Annotated in this window: 18 protein-coding genes; 14 read left to right on the forward strand and 4 right to left on the reverse strand. The window is 62.4% G+C overall.

From position 1 onward, the window contains the following. The first annotated feature begins 587 nt into the window (after positions 1–587). From F2P44_RS15630 to F2P44_RS15645, 4 genes are all read left to right on the forward strand, one after another. A complete protein-coding gene (locus F2P44_RS15630) occupies positions 588–1,580 on the forward strand; it encodes an RluA family pseudouridine synthase (RefSeq protein ID WP_187363333.1) in 993 nt (330 codons plus the stop codon). Positions 1,581–1,645: 65 nt separating this feature from the next. Further along, entirely contained in the window at positions 1,646–2,305 is a 660-nt protein-coding gene (locus F2P44_RS15635; protein WP_167087941.1) for an HAD-IIIA family hydrolase, read from the forward strand. Continuing rightward, positions 2,302–2,682 carry a Rieske (2Fe-2S) protein gene (locus F2P44_RS15640; protein ID WP_229423569.1) on the forward strand — a complete coding sequence of 127 codons (381 nt, stop codon included), beginning with the start codon at positions 2,302–2,304 and terminating at the stop codon, positions 2,680–2,682. Before F2P44_RS15635 ends, F2P44_RS15640 begins: the two co-directional genes overlap by 4 nt. A 37-nt stretch (positions 2,683–2,719) precedes the next feature. Beyond that, positions 2,720–3,718, forward strand: a complete 999-nt coding sequence (locus tag F2P44_RS15645) for a S49 family peptidase (RefSeq protein WP_167087943.1) — start codon at positions 2,720–2,722, stop codon at positions 3,716–3,718. Positions 3,719–4,072: 354 nt separating this feature from the next. Here the strand turns inward: F2P44_RS15645 and F2P44_RS15650 are convergent, their stop codons facing one another. After that, on the reverse strand, positions 4,073–4,759 hold the full coding sequence (locus F2P44_RS15650; RefSeq protein ID WP_167087945.1) for a sigma-70 family RNA polymerase sigma factor: 687 nt from the start codon (positions 4,757–4,759) through the stop codon (positions 4,073–4,075). A gap of 159 nt (positions 4,760–4,918) precedes the next feature. Between F2P44_RS15650 and clpP the strand changes: the two genes are divergently transcribed. After that, positions 4,919–5,533, forward strand: coding sequence for an ATP-dependent Clp endopeptidase proteolytic subunit ClpP (gene clpP, locus F2P44_RS15655; protein ID WP_308610163.1), 615 nt, complete (start codon positions 4,919–4,921; stop codon positions 5,531–5,533). Positions 5,534–5,680: 147 nt separating this feature from the next. Here the strand turns inward: clpP and F2P44_RS15660 are convergent, their stop codons facing one another. After that, positions 5,681–6,076 (reverse strand): hypothetical protein, encoded by a 396-nt coding sequence (locus tag F2P44_RS15660; RefSeq protein ID WP_167087949.1) that lies wholly within the window; start codon positions 6,074–6,076, stop codon positions 5,681–5,683. A 238-nt stretch (positions 6,077–6,314) separates the two neighbouring features. On the opposite strand from F2P44_RS15660, the gene F2P44_RS15665 reads away from it, so the two are divergent. Next, positions 6,315–7,031, forward strand: coding sequence for a pseudouridine synthase (locus tag F2P44_RS15665; protein WP_167087951.1), 717 nt, complete (start codon positions 6,315–6,317; stop codon positions 7,029–7,031). A 21-nt stretch (positions 7,032–7,052) separates the two neighbouring features. After that, on the forward strand, positions 7,053–8,051 hold the full coding sequence (locus tag F2P44_RS15670) for a fumarylacetoacetate hydrolase family protein (protein ID WP_167087953.1): 999 nt from the start codon (positions 7,053–7,055) through the stop codon (positions 8,049–8,051). Positions 8,052–8,063: 12 nt separating this feature from the next. Here F2P44_RS15670 and F2P44_RS15675 read toward each other — a convergent pair whose 3' ends face one another. Beyond that, positions 8,064–8,552, reverse strand: coding sequence for a DUF6328 family protein (locus F2P44_RS15675; protein WP_167087954.1), 489 nt, complete (start codon positions 8,550–8,552; stop codon positions 8,064–8,066). A 160-nt stretch (positions 8,553–8,712) separates the two neighbouring features. Between F2P44_RS15675 and flhB the strand changes: the two genes are divergently transcribed. Together flhB and flhA are read left to right on the forward strand one after the other, a co-directional pair. Then, on the forward strand, positions 8,713–9,891 hold the full coding sequence (gene flhB / locus F2P44_RS15680; RefSeq protein WP_167087956.1) for a flagellar biosynthesis protein FlhB: 1,179 nt from the start codon (positions 8,713–8,715) through the stop codon (positions 9,889–9,891). Beyond that, a complete protein-coding gene (gene flhA / locus F2P44_RS15685) occupies positions 9,888–11,972 on the forward strand; it encodes a flagellar biosynthesis protein FlhA (protein ID WP_167087958.1) in 2,085 nt (694 codons plus the stop codon). The genes flhB and flhA overlap by 4 nt, the downstream gene beginning before the upstream one ends. 133 nt (positions 11,973–12,105) lie before the next feature. Here flhA and F2P44_RS15690 read toward each other — a convergent pair whose 3' ends face one another. Then, a complete protein-coding gene (locus F2P44_RS15690) occupies positions 12,106–12,381 on the reverse strand; it encodes a GIY-YIG nuclease family protein (protein WP_370662699.1) in 276 nt (91 codons plus the stop codon). 201 nt (positions 12,382–12,582) lie between these two features. Here F2P44_RS15690 and flhF point away from each other — a divergent pair, with 201 nt between their 5' ends. From flhF to motD, 5 genes are read left to right on the forward strand one after another with little or no spacing between them, the layout of a single operon-like run. Further along, positions 12,583–13,908: a flagellar biosynthesis GTPase FlhF gene (flhF, locus tag F2P44_RS15695; RefSeq protein WP_167087962.1), complete on the forward strand. Its 1,326-nt coding sequence runs from the start codon at positions 12,583–12,585 to the stop codon at positions 13,906–13,908. A gap of 37 nt (positions 13,909–13,945) precedes the next feature. Beyond that, on the forward strand, positions 13,946–14,728 hold the full coding sequence (locus F2P44_RS15700) for a MinD/ParA family ATP-binding protein (protein WP_370662701.1): 783 nt from the start codon (positions 13,946–13,948) through the stop codon (positions 14,726–14,728). Between the two features lie 15 nt (positions 14,729–14,743). Further along, entirely contained in the window at positions 14,744–15,475 is a 732-nt protein-coding gene (locus tag F2P44_RS15705) for an RNA polymerase sigma factor FliA (protein ID WP_167087964.1), read from the forward strand. Continuing rightward, the gene (locus F2P44_RS15710; RefSeq protein WP_167087966.1) at positions 15,457–16,203 is read left to right on the forward strand and encodes a flagellar motor protein; all 747 of its coding nucleotides are present in this window, start codon (positions 15,457–15,459) and stop codon (positions 16,201–16,203) included. The genes F2P44_RS15705 and F2P44_RS15710 overlap by 19 nt, the downstream gene beginning before the upstream one ends. Before the next feature lie 3 nt (positions 16,204–16,206). Beyond that, positions 16,207–16,965: a flagellar motor protein MotD gene (gene motD, locus F2P44_RS15715; RefSeq protein ID WP_167087968.1), complete on the forward strand. Its 759-nt coding sequence runs from the start codon at positions 16,207–16,209 to the stop codon at positions 16,963–16,965. The last annotated feature ends 82 nt before the right edge of the window (positions 16,966–17,047 follow it).

Below are 17,047 nucleotides of genomic sequence, written 5' to 3' on the forward strand. Positions count from 1 at the left end.
AGGGTGGGTATGCCTTTTCGCACGGCGCAGCAACGCAAAGCGTTACGGCCGCAACAGGGCGCGGTGGGGTCGATCGACATGCCGAGTGCACGCATCACCTGCAACTTAGCTGAAGCAGCCCCGGTGTGACCGGGGCACAGACAAAGCCAGGCTGAGCGAAATCATTGAGCCAAACCGTAGCCAGCGAACATACTAAGACTCGATACCAGGCTTAAACACCAGCCCTTCTTCTCAAGCCTTCAGGATGAGGCTTACATCGGGTCGGGCGAAAACGACAAGCGTTATCGACGCCATCATCCGGCAAGCTGGCCCCGAGGGACAGCTTGCCAGTACTTATCCTTACAATTCCAAACAATCCATTCCGCAGCCTTGCGCGTTATCCGATTACAACAACGGTGCAACCTTGATTCGCGCCGGGATGTGCGTACACATTTTTTCCATCGAATTTGCAATTTGGCGGGGCCGATGGAGACGCCCCTGTGTAAAATATCGTTTTAATTCTTACACCAGCAGAGGTTTGACCGCCGCCTGTCGATTATATATTCAAAATGAAGGACTTAGAGAGAATTTCTGGGAAGACAGAGCAAATGAAGATGCAAAACGATGTTGTTCCCCCTTCATCACAGGCCCCCGTTCAAGCCCAATTTGTCACAATTACCGAAGAGGAAGCCGGACAGCGGATCGACAACTACTTGTTGCGGGTCTGTAAGGGCGTTCCGAAAAGCCATATTTACCGCATCCTGCGCTCGGGCGAGGTAAGGGTCAACAAGGGCCGTATCGACCAGTTGTACCGGCTCGAAAGCGGCGACGTGGTGCGCATTCCGCCGGTGCGGGTGGCCGAGAAATCGACCGCCGTGGTGCCCGGCGCCGAGTTTCCGATCCTGTTCGAGGACGCGCACCTGCTCATCATCGACAAGCCTTGCGGCGTGGCGGTGCATGGCGGTTCGGGCGTGTCTTACGGCGTGATCGAACAGTTGCGCGCGGCCCGGCCGGATGCCAAGTTCCTGGAACTGGTGCACCGGCTCGACCGCGAAACGTCGGGCCTGTTGTTGCTGGCGAAGAAACGGTCGGCCCTGACCAATCTGCACGAGCAGATGCGCGACGGCCTGACCGACAAGCGCTACCTCACCATGGTGTACGGCGACTGGAAAAACGCGCGCCAGCACATCAAGCTGCCGCTGCACAAGTTCACCACGGCCGATGGCGAGCGCCGCGTCTGCGTGCAGGCCGGCGGCATGGAATCGCACACCGTGTTCAGCCTGCTGCGCAAGTTCGACAAGTTCGCCCTGCTCGAAGCCGAGCTGAAAACCGGGCGTACCCACCAGATTCGCGTTCATCTGGCTTCGTCGGGCTTTCCCATTGTTGGCGATGATAAGTACGGCGATTTTGCGTTAAACCGTGTCCTGCTCAAAGCCGACGCCACGCGCGGCGCGCTCAAGCGGATGTTCCTGCACGCGCACCAGATTACGTTTACCCATCCTGAAACCGGCAAGGATGTGACGATAAATGCACCGTTGCCAGCAGAATGCGAACGTTTCTTGGTAAGCTTGGGGAAACCGCTGAACACAGCACCGCGCTAGTCTCACTAGACTTGGCGCGTTGATCAATCCTGGAAGGAGCCGGCCGCCACAAGCGGCCGCAATACATGGCACGTAAGCAATTTGATCTGATCGTTTTCGACTGGGATGGAACCTTGATGGACAGCACGTCCACCATCGTCAAGTGCATCCAGGCCGCCGCCAAGGACTTGGGCTTGCCGATCCCGCGCGACGATGCCGCTTCGCACGTGATCGGCCTGGGCTTGCACGAAGCGATGCAGGCCGTGATGCCGAATATCGACCCCGCTTTCTACCCGCGCATGGTCGAACGCTACCGTTTTCACTTTTTGTCGAAAGACCACGAACTGGTGCTGTTCAAGGGCGTTCGCGAGATGTTGACCGAACTTTCGCAGGAAGCTTACTTTTTGGCGGTCGCCACCGGCAAGAGCCGGGTGGGCCTGAACCGTTCGCTGAACGCGGTCGGCCTGCTGTCGCTGTTCGATGCCACCCGTTGCGCCGATGAGACATTCTCCAAGCCCCATCCAGCTATGCTGCAGGAACTGACCCGTGAACTGGGCCAGGATATGAAGCGCACCGTGATGATCGGCGACACCACGCATGATGTGCTGATGGCGAATAACGCCGGTGCGGCCGCGATCGCCGTGCAGTACGGCGCCCATCCGCACGAGCAGCTGAGCGCCTGCAATCCTATCTACTCAGCCGAAAGCGTGGCCCAGCTGCGCACCTGGCTGAGCGAGAACGCATGATGGCGGACCAGGCTGGCGGCGTGCTCGTCTGCGGTTCCGACCAGGTGCTCGAGGGCGGGCGCGGCGTGCGCTTTGGCGTGCGCGCCTTCGGCGACAAGGCCACCGGCTTCGTGGTGCGCCACAAAGGCACGGTGTACGCCTACCTGAACCGCTGCGCCCACGTGCCCATCGAGCTGGACTGGGCCGAAGGCGAGTTCTTCGAGTCGAGCGGCCTGTACCTGATGTGTTCGACCCACGGCGCCATTTATGTACCGGAAAGCGGCTTTTGCGCGGGTGGACCGTGCAAGGGCGGCCGCCTGCGTCCGATCGGCGTGCGCGAGGAAGACGGGCAGATTTACTGGCAGCCCGACGAGTTCATCAAGCCGCCCGCGGCGTGAGCGCGCAGTACTGACACCCTATTACGTAAAGCGATTTATGAGCGACAACACTTTCGGCGATTCCAAGGAAACCACGCTGGCTGCGGCACCGACCACGGGCAACTGGGAGCGCGACACCCTGGAAAAGCTGGTTTTTGCCACGGTGCGGGAACAGCGTGCCACGCGCCGCTGGGGGATTTTCTTCAAGCTGACCTTCCTCGGGCTGGCATTTTTCGGGCTGTGGGCGTTTTTCGATTTCGATTTCAGCGGTTCCGACATGGAAACGCTGGGGCGCCATACCGCGCTGATTGAAATCGACGGCAGCATCGAATCGGAAGGCAGCGGCTCGGCCGATGTGGTGATTCCGTCATTGAACAAGGCATTTGCCGATGCCGGTTCGGTGGCGGTGGTCCTGCGCATTAACAGCCCGGGCGGCAGTCCGGTCCAGGCCGGCAATATCGTCGATGAGATCCTGCGCCTGAAACAGGCCTATCCCAACAAGCCGGTGTATGTGGTGGTCGATGAAATCTGCGCCTCGGGCGGCTATTACATTGCCGCCGCCGCCGACAAGATCTTTGTGAACAAGGCCAGCATTGTCGGATCGGTCGGGGTATTGATGGACGGTTTCGGCTTTACCGGCACCATGGACAAACTCGGGGTCGAGCGGCGTTTGCTGACGGCCGGCGAAAACAAGGGCTTCCTCGATCCTTTCAGCCCGCAGTCCGACAAGCACAAGGCGCATGCCCAGGCCATGCTCAACGAAATTCACCAGCAATTCATCTCCGTGGTGCGCAGCGGGCGCGGCAAGCGCCTGAAAGAGACGCCGGAGACCTTCTCCGGCCTGTTCTGGAGCGGTGCCAGGGCGGTCGAGATGGGCCTGGCCGACGGCTTCGGTACGGTCGAGACGACAGCACGCGATGTGGTCAAGGCGGAAGATATTGTCGACTACACGGCGCATGAAGGTTTGCCGGAGCGGGTGCTGAAAAAATTCGGCGCCTCGGTGGGCGCGGGGATGGTCAACACCCTGGGTCCAGCGGCACGGCCAGCGTTGCGTTGACAGCGCCGGCAAATATTTTCCTTGAATGTTCGGGCAGGTGTTCTATATTAGACCTGTAGTTCTTTCCAAGGGAGGCCGATATAAAAAGTAAAGCGTGTGTTGGCAGCATATTGTTTGAAATGAACTACTAACCGCATCATGATGCGGCATAGAGAGAATTACAATTCCTCGCATGAAGTCCTCTTTGGGGACATGGAAACGGCGGCCGAAAGCCGTCGTTTTCCATCTGGCCGATGTTATTCCCGCCCTTGTTTGTTCCGCCATCTTGTCGATGTGCGATCCCTTGGCCAAATGGCTTGGGTCTCGCCGTTGGCGACTTCTTTTTGATCCCGCCATTGCCGCGTGGCCTGCCTTCTAGGCCGCCAGCACGACACGGTAGGCCGCATCGTTGGCACATGCGCCGGCGCGGATCCGGGGCGATGCGCGTACCGGCACAGGCTGCTCCTCGCCGAGCAGGGTCACCATCGCCGGCAGGTCCAGGCCGTTGATCGCGGCCTGGAAGCGGCGGATCAGCTCGCGGCAGAGCTTCTCGCTGGCCGGCGTTGCGGCCTCGTGCTCACGCAGGCGCCGGCGTGCGCGCGCCAGGTACTGGCGTGCATTCACGGTAGTGGTGCCGAGCGCCGCCGCAATGTCGGCGTGCTCGCGTTCGAACACTTCATGCAGGATCAATGCCAGGCGCTCGGACGGCGACAGGCAGGCCAGCAGGCGGGCCAGCGCCTCGCCCAGTTCGGCGCGCCGCAGCAAGCCCTCTTCCGGCGGCGCGGGCGGCGCCTCGGGCACCAGTTCCATGGCGCCGCGCGCGGCCACGCTGTCGCGGGCGCGTTTGCGCAGGCAGTCGAGCGACTGGTGCCGCACCACAGTGGTCAGCCAGGCCGCCGGCGTTGCCAGCGCCGCCTGATCGGTGCCTTGCCATTTCAGAAAGCAGTCCTGCACGATGTCCTGAGCTTCCGCTTCGCTGCCGACGATGCGGCGGCTGATCGCGGTCAGGCGCGGCCGCAACTGTTCGAACAAGGCACCCTCGGTATCGGTCGTGCGCGGCATCGGGAATCTCCTGTGAGGGTGTGGTACCACCTGACGCCCGGCATTGCCCGGATGTGACACGCCAGCGATCTATTTTTTTATTGTCACATGGCGCAGCGGCGCAGGCGTCAAGCGGGCGGAATCGGCTCCGCGATTCAACTCTACCGCGAAAGAATGCATATGACTTCGAATTTTCCTATGGGACTAGGCTTGGTGCCCACCGTGATCGAACAGACAGGACGCGGCGAACGCGCCTTCGACATTTACTCGCGCCTGCTGAAAGAACGCGTGATTTTCCTGGTGGGGGAAGTGACCGAGCAATCGGCCAACCTGATCGTCGCCCAATTGCTGTTTTTGGAATCGGACAATCCCGACAAGGATATTTCACTCTATATCAATTCGCCGGGCGGCTCGGTGTATGCCGGCATGGCGGTCTACGACACGATGCAGTTCATCAAGCCGGACGTGTCGACCCTGTGCACGGGTTTCGCCGCCAGCATGGGTTCGTTCCTGCTGGCCGCCGGCGCGACCGGCAAGCGTTACGCCTTGCCGAATGCGCGCCTGATGATGCACCAGCCGCATGGCGGGTCGCAGGGCGTGGCCGCCGATATCGAGATCCAGGCGCGCGAAGTGCTGTACCTGCGTCACCGTCTCAACACCATCTATGCCGAACGCACCGGACAGACGCTGGCGCAAATCGACAAGGATTCGGACCGCGACAATTACATGTCGGCCGCCCAAGGGGCGCAATACGGTTTGATCGACCGCGTGCTGGCCACGCGCGAGGGGACTTGAGGCCTTCGGTGCCAGGCGCATCCCCACTGCGGGCGGCGGGAGCGGCAGATCCGTCATGCCCGCCATGGGCGCGCTGAAGGACCCGCTTCAGCGCCGGGAGCCTGGCGGCGCGCTCAAGGGTGGCAGGCGCAAGCCTGTCCACCCGGATTAATCGATGCAGGCATCGCTGCTGTCGGCGTCGACCGTGCCCAGGCGCGCCACCCTGCGTTCGGTGCAGTCGACATCGAGGGCAGCCGCGCCGGCGCAATCGGCACTGCTGGCTTGCCCCGGCTCGCCATCGAAGCCCTGGCCGAAACCACCCTGGCTCAGCCATTCCTGGAAGCCATTGTTGGCCTGCGCATACCAGCGCGCCTGCGGCGACACGCGCACCATGCCCGGCACCAGCATGCGCGGCAGGTGGATGCCGCCGGTCCAGCGTGCGATCGCGTCACGCGTGGTCTCCAGCGCCGACTGGGCCAGGGGATTGTCGGGAAGATTGTCGGCAGCCGATTCCAGGAAGTCGGCGGTGTTCAATTGCGTGGCGGCGGAAGTAATAGTGCGCATCCTGGTCCTCATCATGTTGTCCTGTTCAATTTCCCTGGTGCTGCTGTAAGCATTCGCAGGTGGCGTTAGGCCGATTCCTACTGAAGTTTCAGTTTAACAACCGGGCTCTTGCTATTCTTGATCTGTGTCAAAGATGCGTGAAGGCTCTTCCTTAACTCGCCATCACTCGGGTCTTTATCCTACAAAGCGCTAAGCGCATTCCTATGCCGTCATGGGCGCATCTGGTAAAGTCTCGCCCATGAGTAAATTATCCCTGGACCGCATCCTGCAATCGCAGGGTTTCGGCACACGCAAATATTGCCGCGCCCTCATTGAAGACGGCGAAGTCGTCATCAATGGCGCCCCCCACACCGACTACAAGACCGCTATCGACACCGCTGGGCTGGTCATGACGATCTTCGACGACGAATGGGTTTACCGCGAACATGTGTATATCGCGCTGCACAAACCGGTCAATGTCGAGTGTTCGCGCAAGCCGAGCCACCACCCCGGCGTATTGACATTGCTCCCGGAGCAATTTACCTGGCGCGACGTGCAGCCGGTGGGCCGGCTCGATCACGACACCACCGGCATGTTGCTGATGTCGGACGATGGTCCATTTATCCACACCCAATCGTCGCCGAAGCGCCACATCCCCAAGATATATCAGGCCACCACCCAGGACCCCGTCACGCCAGAACTGATTGCGGAACTTCTGTCCGGCGTCAAACTGCATGACGAGCCGGCGCCGCTGGCGGCGCTCAGCTGCGTCCAGCGCGGCGAGCATCGGCTCGAAATCGTGCTGGAACAAGGCAAGTACCATCAGGTCAAACGCATGCTGGCCGCCGCCGGCAACCATTGCAGCGCGCTGCACCGCTCCGCCATCGGCCAGCTGGCCCTGGAATCGCTCGGCCTGGCCGAAGGCGAGTGGTGCTATCTGGACCAGGCGCGGCTGGACTTGCTGGTGCCGGGCTGATCCCGTGCGCCGAATCAGATCATGAAATTAGCCACACTCAAGGACGGTAGCCGCGACGGCCAGCTGGCGGTGGTCTCGCGCGACCTGAAAACCATGCATGTGGCCGACGGCATCGCGCCGACCCTGCAGGCGGCGCTGGACGACTGGGCCTTCATCTCGCCCCAGCTGGGCGACTTGTACCAGATGCTCAACAGCGGACGGACTTCGCGCAGTGCCGATTTCGATCCCGCCAACTGCATGGCGCCCTTGCCGCGCGCTTTTCAGTGGGCTGACGGCTCGGCGTATGTCAATCACGTCGAACTGGTGCGCAAGGCGCGCAACGCCGACATGCCGGCTTCGTTCTGGGAAGATCCCCTGATGTACCAGGGCGGCAGCGATGATTTTCTCGGGCCGATGGACGAGATCGTGCTGGCGCACGAGGAGTGGGGCATCGATTTCGAGGCCGAGGTGGCCGTGATCACGGGCGACGTGCCGATGGGCAGCACACCGGACCAGGCCTTTCAACAGATCCGCCTGCTCATGCTGGTGAATGACGTTTCGCTGCGCAACCTGATTCCGCCCGAGCTGGCCAAGGGCTTTGGCTTCCTGCAGTCCAAGCCGGCCTCGTCGTTTTCGCCGGTGGCAGTCACGCCGGATGAGCTGGGCGAGCACTGGCAGGATGCCAAGGTGCACCTGCCGCTGCGCTCGACCTGGAACGGCAAGCTGGTCGGCCAGCCGCATGCCGGTGTGGATATGGTATTCAACTTCGCGCAACTGCTCGCACATTTGTGCAAAACGCGCAATGCGCGTGCCGGGACGATACTCGGTTCCGGCACGGTGTCGAACAAGGATGCCAAGCGCGGCTACTCCTGCATTGCCGAAAAGCGCGCGCTGGAGATGATCGCCGATGGCGTCGCAAGCACGCCGTTCATGCTGTTTGGCGACACGATCCGGATCGAGATGCTCGATGGCGCAGGCAAGTCCGTGTTCGGGGCGATCGAGCAAACGCTCAAGCAGGCCGAGGCGAAAAAGAGCCGCTAGCGGGGGCGCTCGCTAATATCCGTGCATCCGCTTCAAATAGGCTGGCAACAGCCACCATAAGCACAGGATGAAGGTGGCGATCGTCGCCGCCACGGCCAGTCCGACCAGCGTACCGAAGACTTCCGACATCACCAGGTTGGTCGCCAGGATCAGCGCCACCGCCAGGGTGAACGCGCCGGCCACGATCTGGCGCGTCGCGACGCGCTTGAAGCGTGCGCGGTCGTTGAGCGGGCGCATCAGCCGATGCTGGATCGCTGGTGCACTCAGCAACACCAGGCTGGTCAGCGCCAGCACGAAGGTGGCCAGGAAAACCAGCTTTTCCGTGTGCACGATCTGGCGGAAGCCGCCATTGAACGGCAGGATGATCAGGAAGGCCGTCAGCATCTGCGCTCCCGGCAGCAGGATGCGCTGCTCGCTGAGCATGTCGGAAAAGTCCCCATCCTCCTTGAGGTCGGCCGCGACCAGCGGCTCTTGGGGATCGGGCGGTACCAGCGAATTCATGGCAATCGTGTAGAAGTTGATAATTTTTGATTATACGAGAGCCCGCCCCGGAGCCCCGTTCGCCTGCCACCACCCGAATTGACCCCTGTTTCCCGCCTTGCTCCATGGATAGCGCCAGGGCGATGTCGCGAATAATGGCATCTGTTAACGGGAGCCTGGCATGTCAGACGAAAGCGACGCAGAAAAGACCGAAGCCGCGTCAGCCAAGCGATTGGAGCAGGCGCGCGAAGAAGGCGACGTGCCCCGATCGCGCGAAGTGGCGACGTTTACGGTCTTGATGACGGCCGGCTGCACCCTGTGGTTCTTCGGCACCGGCATCGTGCGCCAGCTGAACGCGACCATGGTGTCCGGCCTGGCCATGAGCCGCGAGCAAATCTTCGACCCGAACGCCATGATCCTGCGCGTGGCCAGCGATATCGCCCAGGTCATGCTGGCTTGCCTGCCGCTGGCGGCGGCGGTCATGGTGGTGGCGCTGGCGTCGCCCCTGCTGATCGGCGGCTGGCTGTTCAGCAGCAAGTCGTTCATGCCTAATTTCAACAAGTTGAACCCGATCCGCGGGCTGAGCAATATGGTCTCGACCAACGCGCTGGTCGAGCTGCTCAAGGCCCTCGCCAAGACCATCGTGGTCGGCAGCGTGGCCTGGATGGTGGTGATGAGCCAGAAAGACGCCGTGATCGGCCTGGCTGTCGAGCCGCTGAAAAGCGGCAGCGCGCATATGGTCGACCTGATCGGCTCGGCGTTCCTGTTTATCGTCGGCGGCTTGGGGCTAGTGGCCGCGATTGACGGTCCGTACCAGATCTGGCATTACGCGAACAAGCTCAAGATGACGCGCCAGGAAATGATCCAGGAGTCGAAAGAGTCGGACGGCAATCCCCAGATCAAGGGCAAGATCCGCCAGATGCAGCGCGAGATGTCGCAGCGCCGCATGATGGCCGACGTGCCGACCGCCGATGTGGTGGTCACCAACCCGACCCACTATGCGGTGGCGCTGAAGTACGCCGATGGCCAGCGCGGCGCGCCGCGCGTGGTGGCCAAGGGTAGCGATGAAGTGGCGGCGCGCATCCGCGAACTGGCCAAGGAACACAATGTGGCCATGCTGGAAGCGCCGGCCCTGGCCCGGGCGCTGCACAAGCACACCGAGATCGGCGACGAGATTCCGGAAGCGCTGTACTCGGCGGTGGCCGAAGTGCTGGCGTACGTGTTCCAGCTGCGCGCCTACAAGAAGGATGGCGGGACTTACCCCGACCGGCCGACCAGGCTGCGCGTACCACCCGAGCTCGACCCGCATGACCCGGCATCGCACACCAAACCTGAACCGAAGAACGGAGCCACACCATGAACCGCCTGAACATGCCCTCCTGGTTAAGTGCAATGAAAGGCGGCGGCAACGCCCTGGCGGCGCCGGCCATCATCATCATGCTGCTCATGATGATGATCCTGCCGCTGCCGGCCTTCGTGCTGGACGTGTTCTTCAGTTTCAACATCGCCCTGTCGGTCATCGTGCTGCTGACCAGCCTGTACACGGTCAAGCCACTCGACTTCATGGCGTTTCCGACCATCCTGCTGGTGTCGACCATGCTGCGCCTGTCGCTCAACGTGGCCTCGACCCGTATCGTGCTCACTGAAGGTCATACCGGTGGCGCGGCGGCCGGCAAGGTGATCGAAGCATTCGGCCACTTCCTGATTGGCGGCAACTACACGGTCGGTATTGTCGTGTTTATCATTCTGACGATCATTAACTTTACCGTCGTCACCAAAGGTGCCGGCCGTATCGCTGAAGTGGGCGCGCGTTTTGCCCTGGACGCGATGCCTGGCAAACAGATGGCGATTGACGCCGACCTCAACGCCGGCCTGATCGCCGAAGACGAAGCGCGCCGCCGCCGTACCGAAGTCGCCCAGGAAGCCGAGTTCTACGGCGCCATGGACGGTGCCTCGAAATATGTGCGCGGCGATGCCGTGGCCGGCATCATGGTTACCGTGATCAATGTGATCGGCGGCTTGCTGGTCGGTGTTTTGCAGCACGACATGGCCTTCGGCGAAGCGGCCAAGACCTACACCCTGCTGGCCATCGGTGACGGCCTGGTGGCGCAGATTCCCTCGCTGATCATCTCGACCGCGGCCGGTATCGTGGTGTCGCGCGTGGCCAGCGAGCATGACATCGGTACGCAGCTGATGAACCAGTTGTTCGCCAAGCCGGAAGTGCTGTACATCACCGCCGCGATCATCGGCGGCATGGGCTTGATTCCAGGCATGCCGAACCTGGTATTCCTGATGCTGGCCGGCGCGCTGGGCGGCAGTGCTTACCTGATCAACAAGAAAGCCAAGGCTCCGCCGCCGGCCGAAGTCGAAGCGCCGCCACCGGTGGCCGCGCCCGAGCAGGAAGAAGCCAGCTGGCAAGACATCATGCCGGTCGATACGCTGGGCCTGGAAGTGGGCTATCGTTTGATTCCGCTGGTCGACAAGACCCAGGGCGGCGAGCTGCTCAAGCGCATCAAAGGCATTCGCAAGAAGTTCGCGCAGGAAGTTGGTTTCCTGGCGCCGCCGGTGCACATCCGCGACAACCTGGAGCTGAAACCGTCGGCCTACCGGATCACGCTCAAGGGGGTGGAAGTGGGGAGTGGCGAATCGATGAACGGGCAATTTCTGGCGATCAATCCGGGCATGGCCAGCGGCACCCTGGCGGGCCTGGTGACGACCGATCCTGCGTTTGGTTTGCCGGCGGTGTGGATCGATGCCGGGCTGCGCGATGAGGCGCAAAGCATGGGCTATACCGTGGTCGATGCCGGTACTGTCGTGGCAACGCACCTGAATCATTTGATCACGACGCATGCGTCGGAATTGCTGGGCCGGGCCGAAGTGCAGGCACTGCTCGATCATCTGGCCAAGGAAGCGCCGAAACTGGTGGAAGACCTGGTGCCGAAGCTGGTATCGCTGTCGACCTTGCAGAAAGTGTTGCAGAATTTGCTGGTCGAAGGCGTGCACATCCGTGACATGCGGACCGTGATCGAAACCCTGGCCGAATATGCCCCGCAGACCCAGGATCCGGCCGACCTGACCGCCGTGGTGAGGGTCGCGCTGGGGCGGGCGATTGTGCAGCAGTTGTTCCCGGGGACCAATGAGTTGTCGGTGATGACCTTGGATAACCGGCTTGAGCGGCTGTTGATGCAGGCGCTGGGGACGAATGGCGATGGCGCCGGGATCGAGCCGGGCCTGGCCGATACGATTGCGCAGCAGGCCGGCGCGGCTGCGGCGCAGCAGGAACAGATGGGCTTGACGCCGGTGCTGCTGGTGCCGGGTCCGCTGCGGGCGATGCTGTCGCGTTTCCTGCGCCGGGCCTTGCCGCAGTTAAAGGTGCTGTCGCACAATGAGATTCCGGAGACCAAGACGATTCATGTGACCAGTTTGGTGGGGGGGCAGTAATTAGTCCGTTGTTCGCACCCATACCTCCGTCGTTCCGGCCCCCTACACCCGTCGTTCCAGCTAGCCCGTCGTTCCCGCCTGCGCGGGAGAGACGGTTTTTAGGCTGGTGGTTCAAACGTCGGATATCACGCAATCAGCCCGTAAAATCCTCATACAGGTCTCGCCACGTCGGATTGCTGGTCGAGATCAGCTTCACCTTCCATGCTCGTTCCCATTTCTTGAGTTGTTTCTCGCGTTTGATCGCTTCCATGATGTCGCCATGGGTTTCGTACCAGACCAGCCTGTTGATCTTGTGCTGTTTGGTGAAGCCTGCGACCACGCCGCTGCGGTGTTCCCAGACGCGCTTGACCAGGTCCGACGTTACCCCGATGTACAAGGTGTCGTACGCATCGCTGGCGAGAATATACACAAAGCTGTACCTGTCCATCCGCGCATAGTGAACGCTTGAGAACACCGCCCCACCCATCCCGCTCAAACGCGCGCGCCAGCTCCTCCGAAATGAACCCCTTTTACCATCCTTCTCCCTCGATCATTTCCAAGCTGCATCGTCAATAATGGATCCTGTCAGTGCCTCATGTGAGCGCACCCAGCAGGAACCCAGGAGTTGGCGATGAATGTCAAAAAATTTACGGCTGCAACATCACGCGACGCTCTGCGTAAAGTACGCGAAGCGCTCGGGCCCGACGCCGTCATCCTGTCCAACCGTCCGGTCGACGGCGTGGTCGAAATCCTCGCCCTCGCCAGCGACGACGTCGCCTCGATCTCGTCGCCCGCGCACGAAACCGAGATGGCCCAGCCGCGCCCATCCCTGTCGATCCCGCCCGAATCCTATGCCAACCGCCGCAGCGTACCCGCGCCGGCCCCGGCCTACGCCGCCCCGGAATCGTTCGACATGTCGATGATGGCCTCGCAAATGTCGTCGATGATGCAGCAAGCCATGGCCCAGGCCAAGGATAGCGCCAGCGCCGAAATGTCGGGCATGATGAATGAAATTCGCGCCATGCGTGGCTTGATGGAAAGCCAGCTGGCCGAGATCGCCTGGGGCACGACCCAGCAGCGCGAGCCGCAAAAAGCCGGCGTGCTGCGCGACATGCTGGCCGCCGGTTTCTCGGCCAGCCTGTCGCGCTACCTGATTGAAAAACTCCCGGCCGGCAAAGATGCCGCCGAGAGCTTGCGCTGGATTAAAACCGTGCTCGCGCGCAACCTGAGCACCATCTCGAACGAAGATGAAATCCTGGAAAAGGGTGGCGTGTTCGCCCTGGTCGGCCCCACCGGCGTCGGCAAGACCACCAGCACCGCCAAGCTGGCCGCGCGCTGCGTGATGCGCCACGGCCCGGAAAAGCTGGCCCTGATCACCACCGATGCCTATCGTATCGGCGGCCACGAACAGCTGCGCATCTACGGCAAGATCCTGGGCGTGATGGTGCACTCGGTCAAGGATGAATCGGACCTGCGCATCGCCCTCAAAGAATTGCGCAACAAGCACACCGTGCTGATCGATACCGTCGGCGTATCCCAGCGCGACCAGAACGTGGCCGAACAGGTGGCGATGCTGTCCGAGACCGGCGCCGACGTCAAGCGCCTGCTGTGCCTGAACTCGACCTCGACCAACGAAACCTTGAACGAAGTGGTGCGCGCCTACCAGGGTAGTGGCCTGGCCGGCTGCATCATGACCAAGCTCGATGAAGCGGCCTCGATCGGCAATGTGCTCGACGTCGTGATCCGCCAGAAACTGAACCTGTTCTATGTCTCGAACGGCCAGCGCGTGCCGGAAGACCTGCACCTGGCCGACCGCAACATGCTGGTCGACCGTGCCTTCCGCCTCAAGCGCGATGCCGCCGCGACCCAGTTTTCGGATGCCGAACTGCCGCTGCTGATGGCCAACGCCAGCACCGCCCGCAACGACCGCAGCCTGCGCGAGGTGTCCCTTGGCTAATCACTTCGATTTCGACCAGGCCGAAGGCCTGCGCCGGATGCTGGCCGGCCCCAAGCCGCGCATCGTCACCTTTCTGTCGGCCACCCCGCAAGACGACAAGGGCGCCATGCTGGTCAACCTGGGCGCCTCGCTGGCCCGGGCCGGCAACGACGTGCTCATCGTCGACGCCTGCGACCGCGAATACGGCGTGGCCCAGCGCCTCGGCGTGGCCGACCGCGCCAGCCTCTTGCAAGTGGCGCGCCAGCAGTGCGCGCTGAACCAGATCATCCACCAGGTGCCGCAAGGCTTCGGCGTGGTCAGCATGGCGCGTGCGCGCGGCGGCCCGGACGAAGCGCGCCGCCTGGCCAAGACCTTCGACGTGCTGGTCAAGCAGACCGGCATCGTCATCGTCGACGGCGAATTCGGCGACGACGACAGTTTCCCGGTGCCGGTCATGGACAGCGCCGAAATCGTGGTCCAGGTGTCCACCAGCGCCGCCTCGATCACGGCCGCGTACGCCCTCATCAAGCGACTTTCGCAACAGTTGGGGCGCCGTCCGTTCGGAATTCTGGTAACGGGCGCATCCGAAGCCGAAGCCAAGGTGGTATACGATAATATGTCATCTGCGGCAAGTCGTTACCTTGCCGTACAGCTCACGTCGATGGGCTCGGTCCCTGCGGACGAATACCTGCACCGGGCCGCGCGCTTGGGCAGGGCCGTGGTCGATGCGTTCCCGCTGGCCGGCGCGTCGGTGGCATTTCGCCAGCTGGCGGGGCGCTTTGCCCTGACAGCCATGCCGCAACTTGGCAGGACAGGGGGGACTTCCCATTTTGGTTCTTAAAACATACTGATAACTATGTACACCGTCAAAGGGAAAGCGGACAAGAACCATTTACTGACGGAGCACATGCCGTTGGTGAAGCGTCTCGCCCACCACATGAAGGCCAAGCTGCCGCCCAGCGTGGAAGTGGATGACCTGATCCAGGCCGGCATGATCGGCCTGCTCGACGCCATCACCCGCTACGAGGAAACCCACGGCGCCCAGTTCGAGACCTATGCGGTGCTGCGCATCCGCGGCGCCATGCTCGACGAACTGCGCAGCAGCGACTGGCTGCCGCGCTCGATGCGCCAGAACATGCGCAAGATCGAAACGGCGATGAGCACCCTGCAGCAAAAGCTCGGCCATCCGCCCACCGAATCCGAAGTCGCCAAAAGCCTCAAGCTGTCCCTGGCCGACTACCAGGACATGCTCACCGACGGCGGCGGCCACCAGCTGGTGTACTACGAAGATTTCCACGACAACGAAGGCGGCAATGACAGCTTCCTCGACCGCTATGCGGTGGACGATGCCGATCCGCTGCGCAGCCTGCTCGACGGCGACTTCCGCCACGCCGTCATCGACGCCATCGACAATTTGCCGCCGCGTGAAAAAATCCTCATGGGCCTGTACTACGAAGAAGAACTGAACCTGAAAGAGATCGGGGCCGTCATGGGGGTATCGGAATCGCGCGTGTCGCAATTGCACACCCAGGCGGTCGCGCGCCTGCGGGCGTCCTTGAAGGAGCAGGCGTGGACCGGGCCAGCGTAGCGGGGATCTTCCTGGCGCTGGCCGGTCTGGTGATCGGCCAGGCGCTGGAGGGCGGCAAGCTGTCCTCGCTGGTGCAGCCGGCGGCGTTTGCCATCGTCGTCATCGGTACCGCCGGCGCCGTGCTGCTGCAAAGCGAAGCGCCGACCTTCATGCGCGGCGTGCGCATGCTGCGCTGGGTGTTTGCGCCGCCGCCCAGCCAGCGCGCCGGCCTGGCGCGCGAGATCGCCGTGTGGGGCTTGCACGCGCGGCGCGACGGCTTGCTCTCGCTGGAAAAGTACATGGCCGTCAACAAGGATAAATTCGTGCAGAAGGGCTTGCGCCTGGTGGTCGATGGCATCGCCCCCGACAAGCTGCGCAGCCTGCTGGAGATGGAAGTGACGGCCTACGAATTCGGCGAACGGCAAGCGGTGAAAATCTGGGAATCGGCGGCCGGCTATTCGCCTACCATCGGCATCCTGGGCGCGGTGCTGGGCCTGATCCACGTGATGGAAAACCTGAGCGACCCGGCCAAGCTGGGCAGCGGCATCGCGGTGGCCTTCGTGTCGACCGTGTATGGGGTCGGGCTGGCGAATATGTTTTTCTACCCGATCGCCAACAAGCTGAAAACCATCGTCGCCGAACGGGTGACGCAGTACGAAATCCTCACCGACGTCTTCCACGACATCGCCAGCGGCGACCATTCGCGCGTGATCGAAGAGCGGGTCGCCTGCCTGCTGTCGCGGCCCTGAGCCATGGCGCGCAAAAAGTACGAAGCCGAGCACGAAAATCACGAACGCTGGCTTATTTCGTACGCCGATTTCATCACCCTGCTGTTCGCCTTTTTCGTCGTGATGTACGCGATCTCGGTCGTCAACGAAGGCAAGTACAAGGTGTTTTCAGTGTCGCTGGGCGACGCCTTCGGCGGCAAGGACAAGAGCACCGCCAGTGTCGCCAGCAGCAATGTGCCGCAGCTGATCGTGCTGCCCGACCCGCTCATCAAACGGCGCGCCGAAGCCATGCGGCGCGAAAAAGACCGCTTGACCAGCCTCGCGCAGAAACTCACCTCGACCCTGGCGCCACTGGTCAGGGAAGGCAAGGTGCGGGTGACCCAGAACAGCCGCGGGGTGAGCGTGGAAATCAATGCCAGCGTGCTGTTCGACCCGGGCGACGCCACGCTCACGCCGGAATCGGACCAGGCCCTGCGCGCGCTGGCGGTGCTGCTCAAGGACGACCCGCACGCGGTGCAGGTGGAAGGCCATACCGACCCGACTCCGATCAGGAATGCGCTGTTCCCATCCAACTGGGAATTGTCGGCGGTGCGCGCGAGCAGCGTGGTGCGCCTGTTCATCGACAGCGGCGTGGCGCCGGCGCGCCTGACGGTGGTCGGGCACGGCGCCAACATCGCGGTGGCGCCCAACGCCACGCCGGAAGGCCGCGCGCGCAACCGGCGCGTGGCGGTAACGATCTTGTCGGCCCTGCCCGATACCACGACCGAGATTCCAACCCGTTGATCCAAGCGGGCTGGGCGGCCGGGCGAAACGAGGCACAATGGCCGGGAACGGCACAGGCGGGCGACCCGGCCCCGCCGACCGA

This window comes from Massilia frigida, assembly GCF_011682175.1.
GTDB classification, from domain to species: domain Bacteria; phylum Pseudomonadota; class Gammaproteobacteria; order Burkholderiales; family Burkholderiaceae_D; genus Telluria_A; species Telluria_A frigida.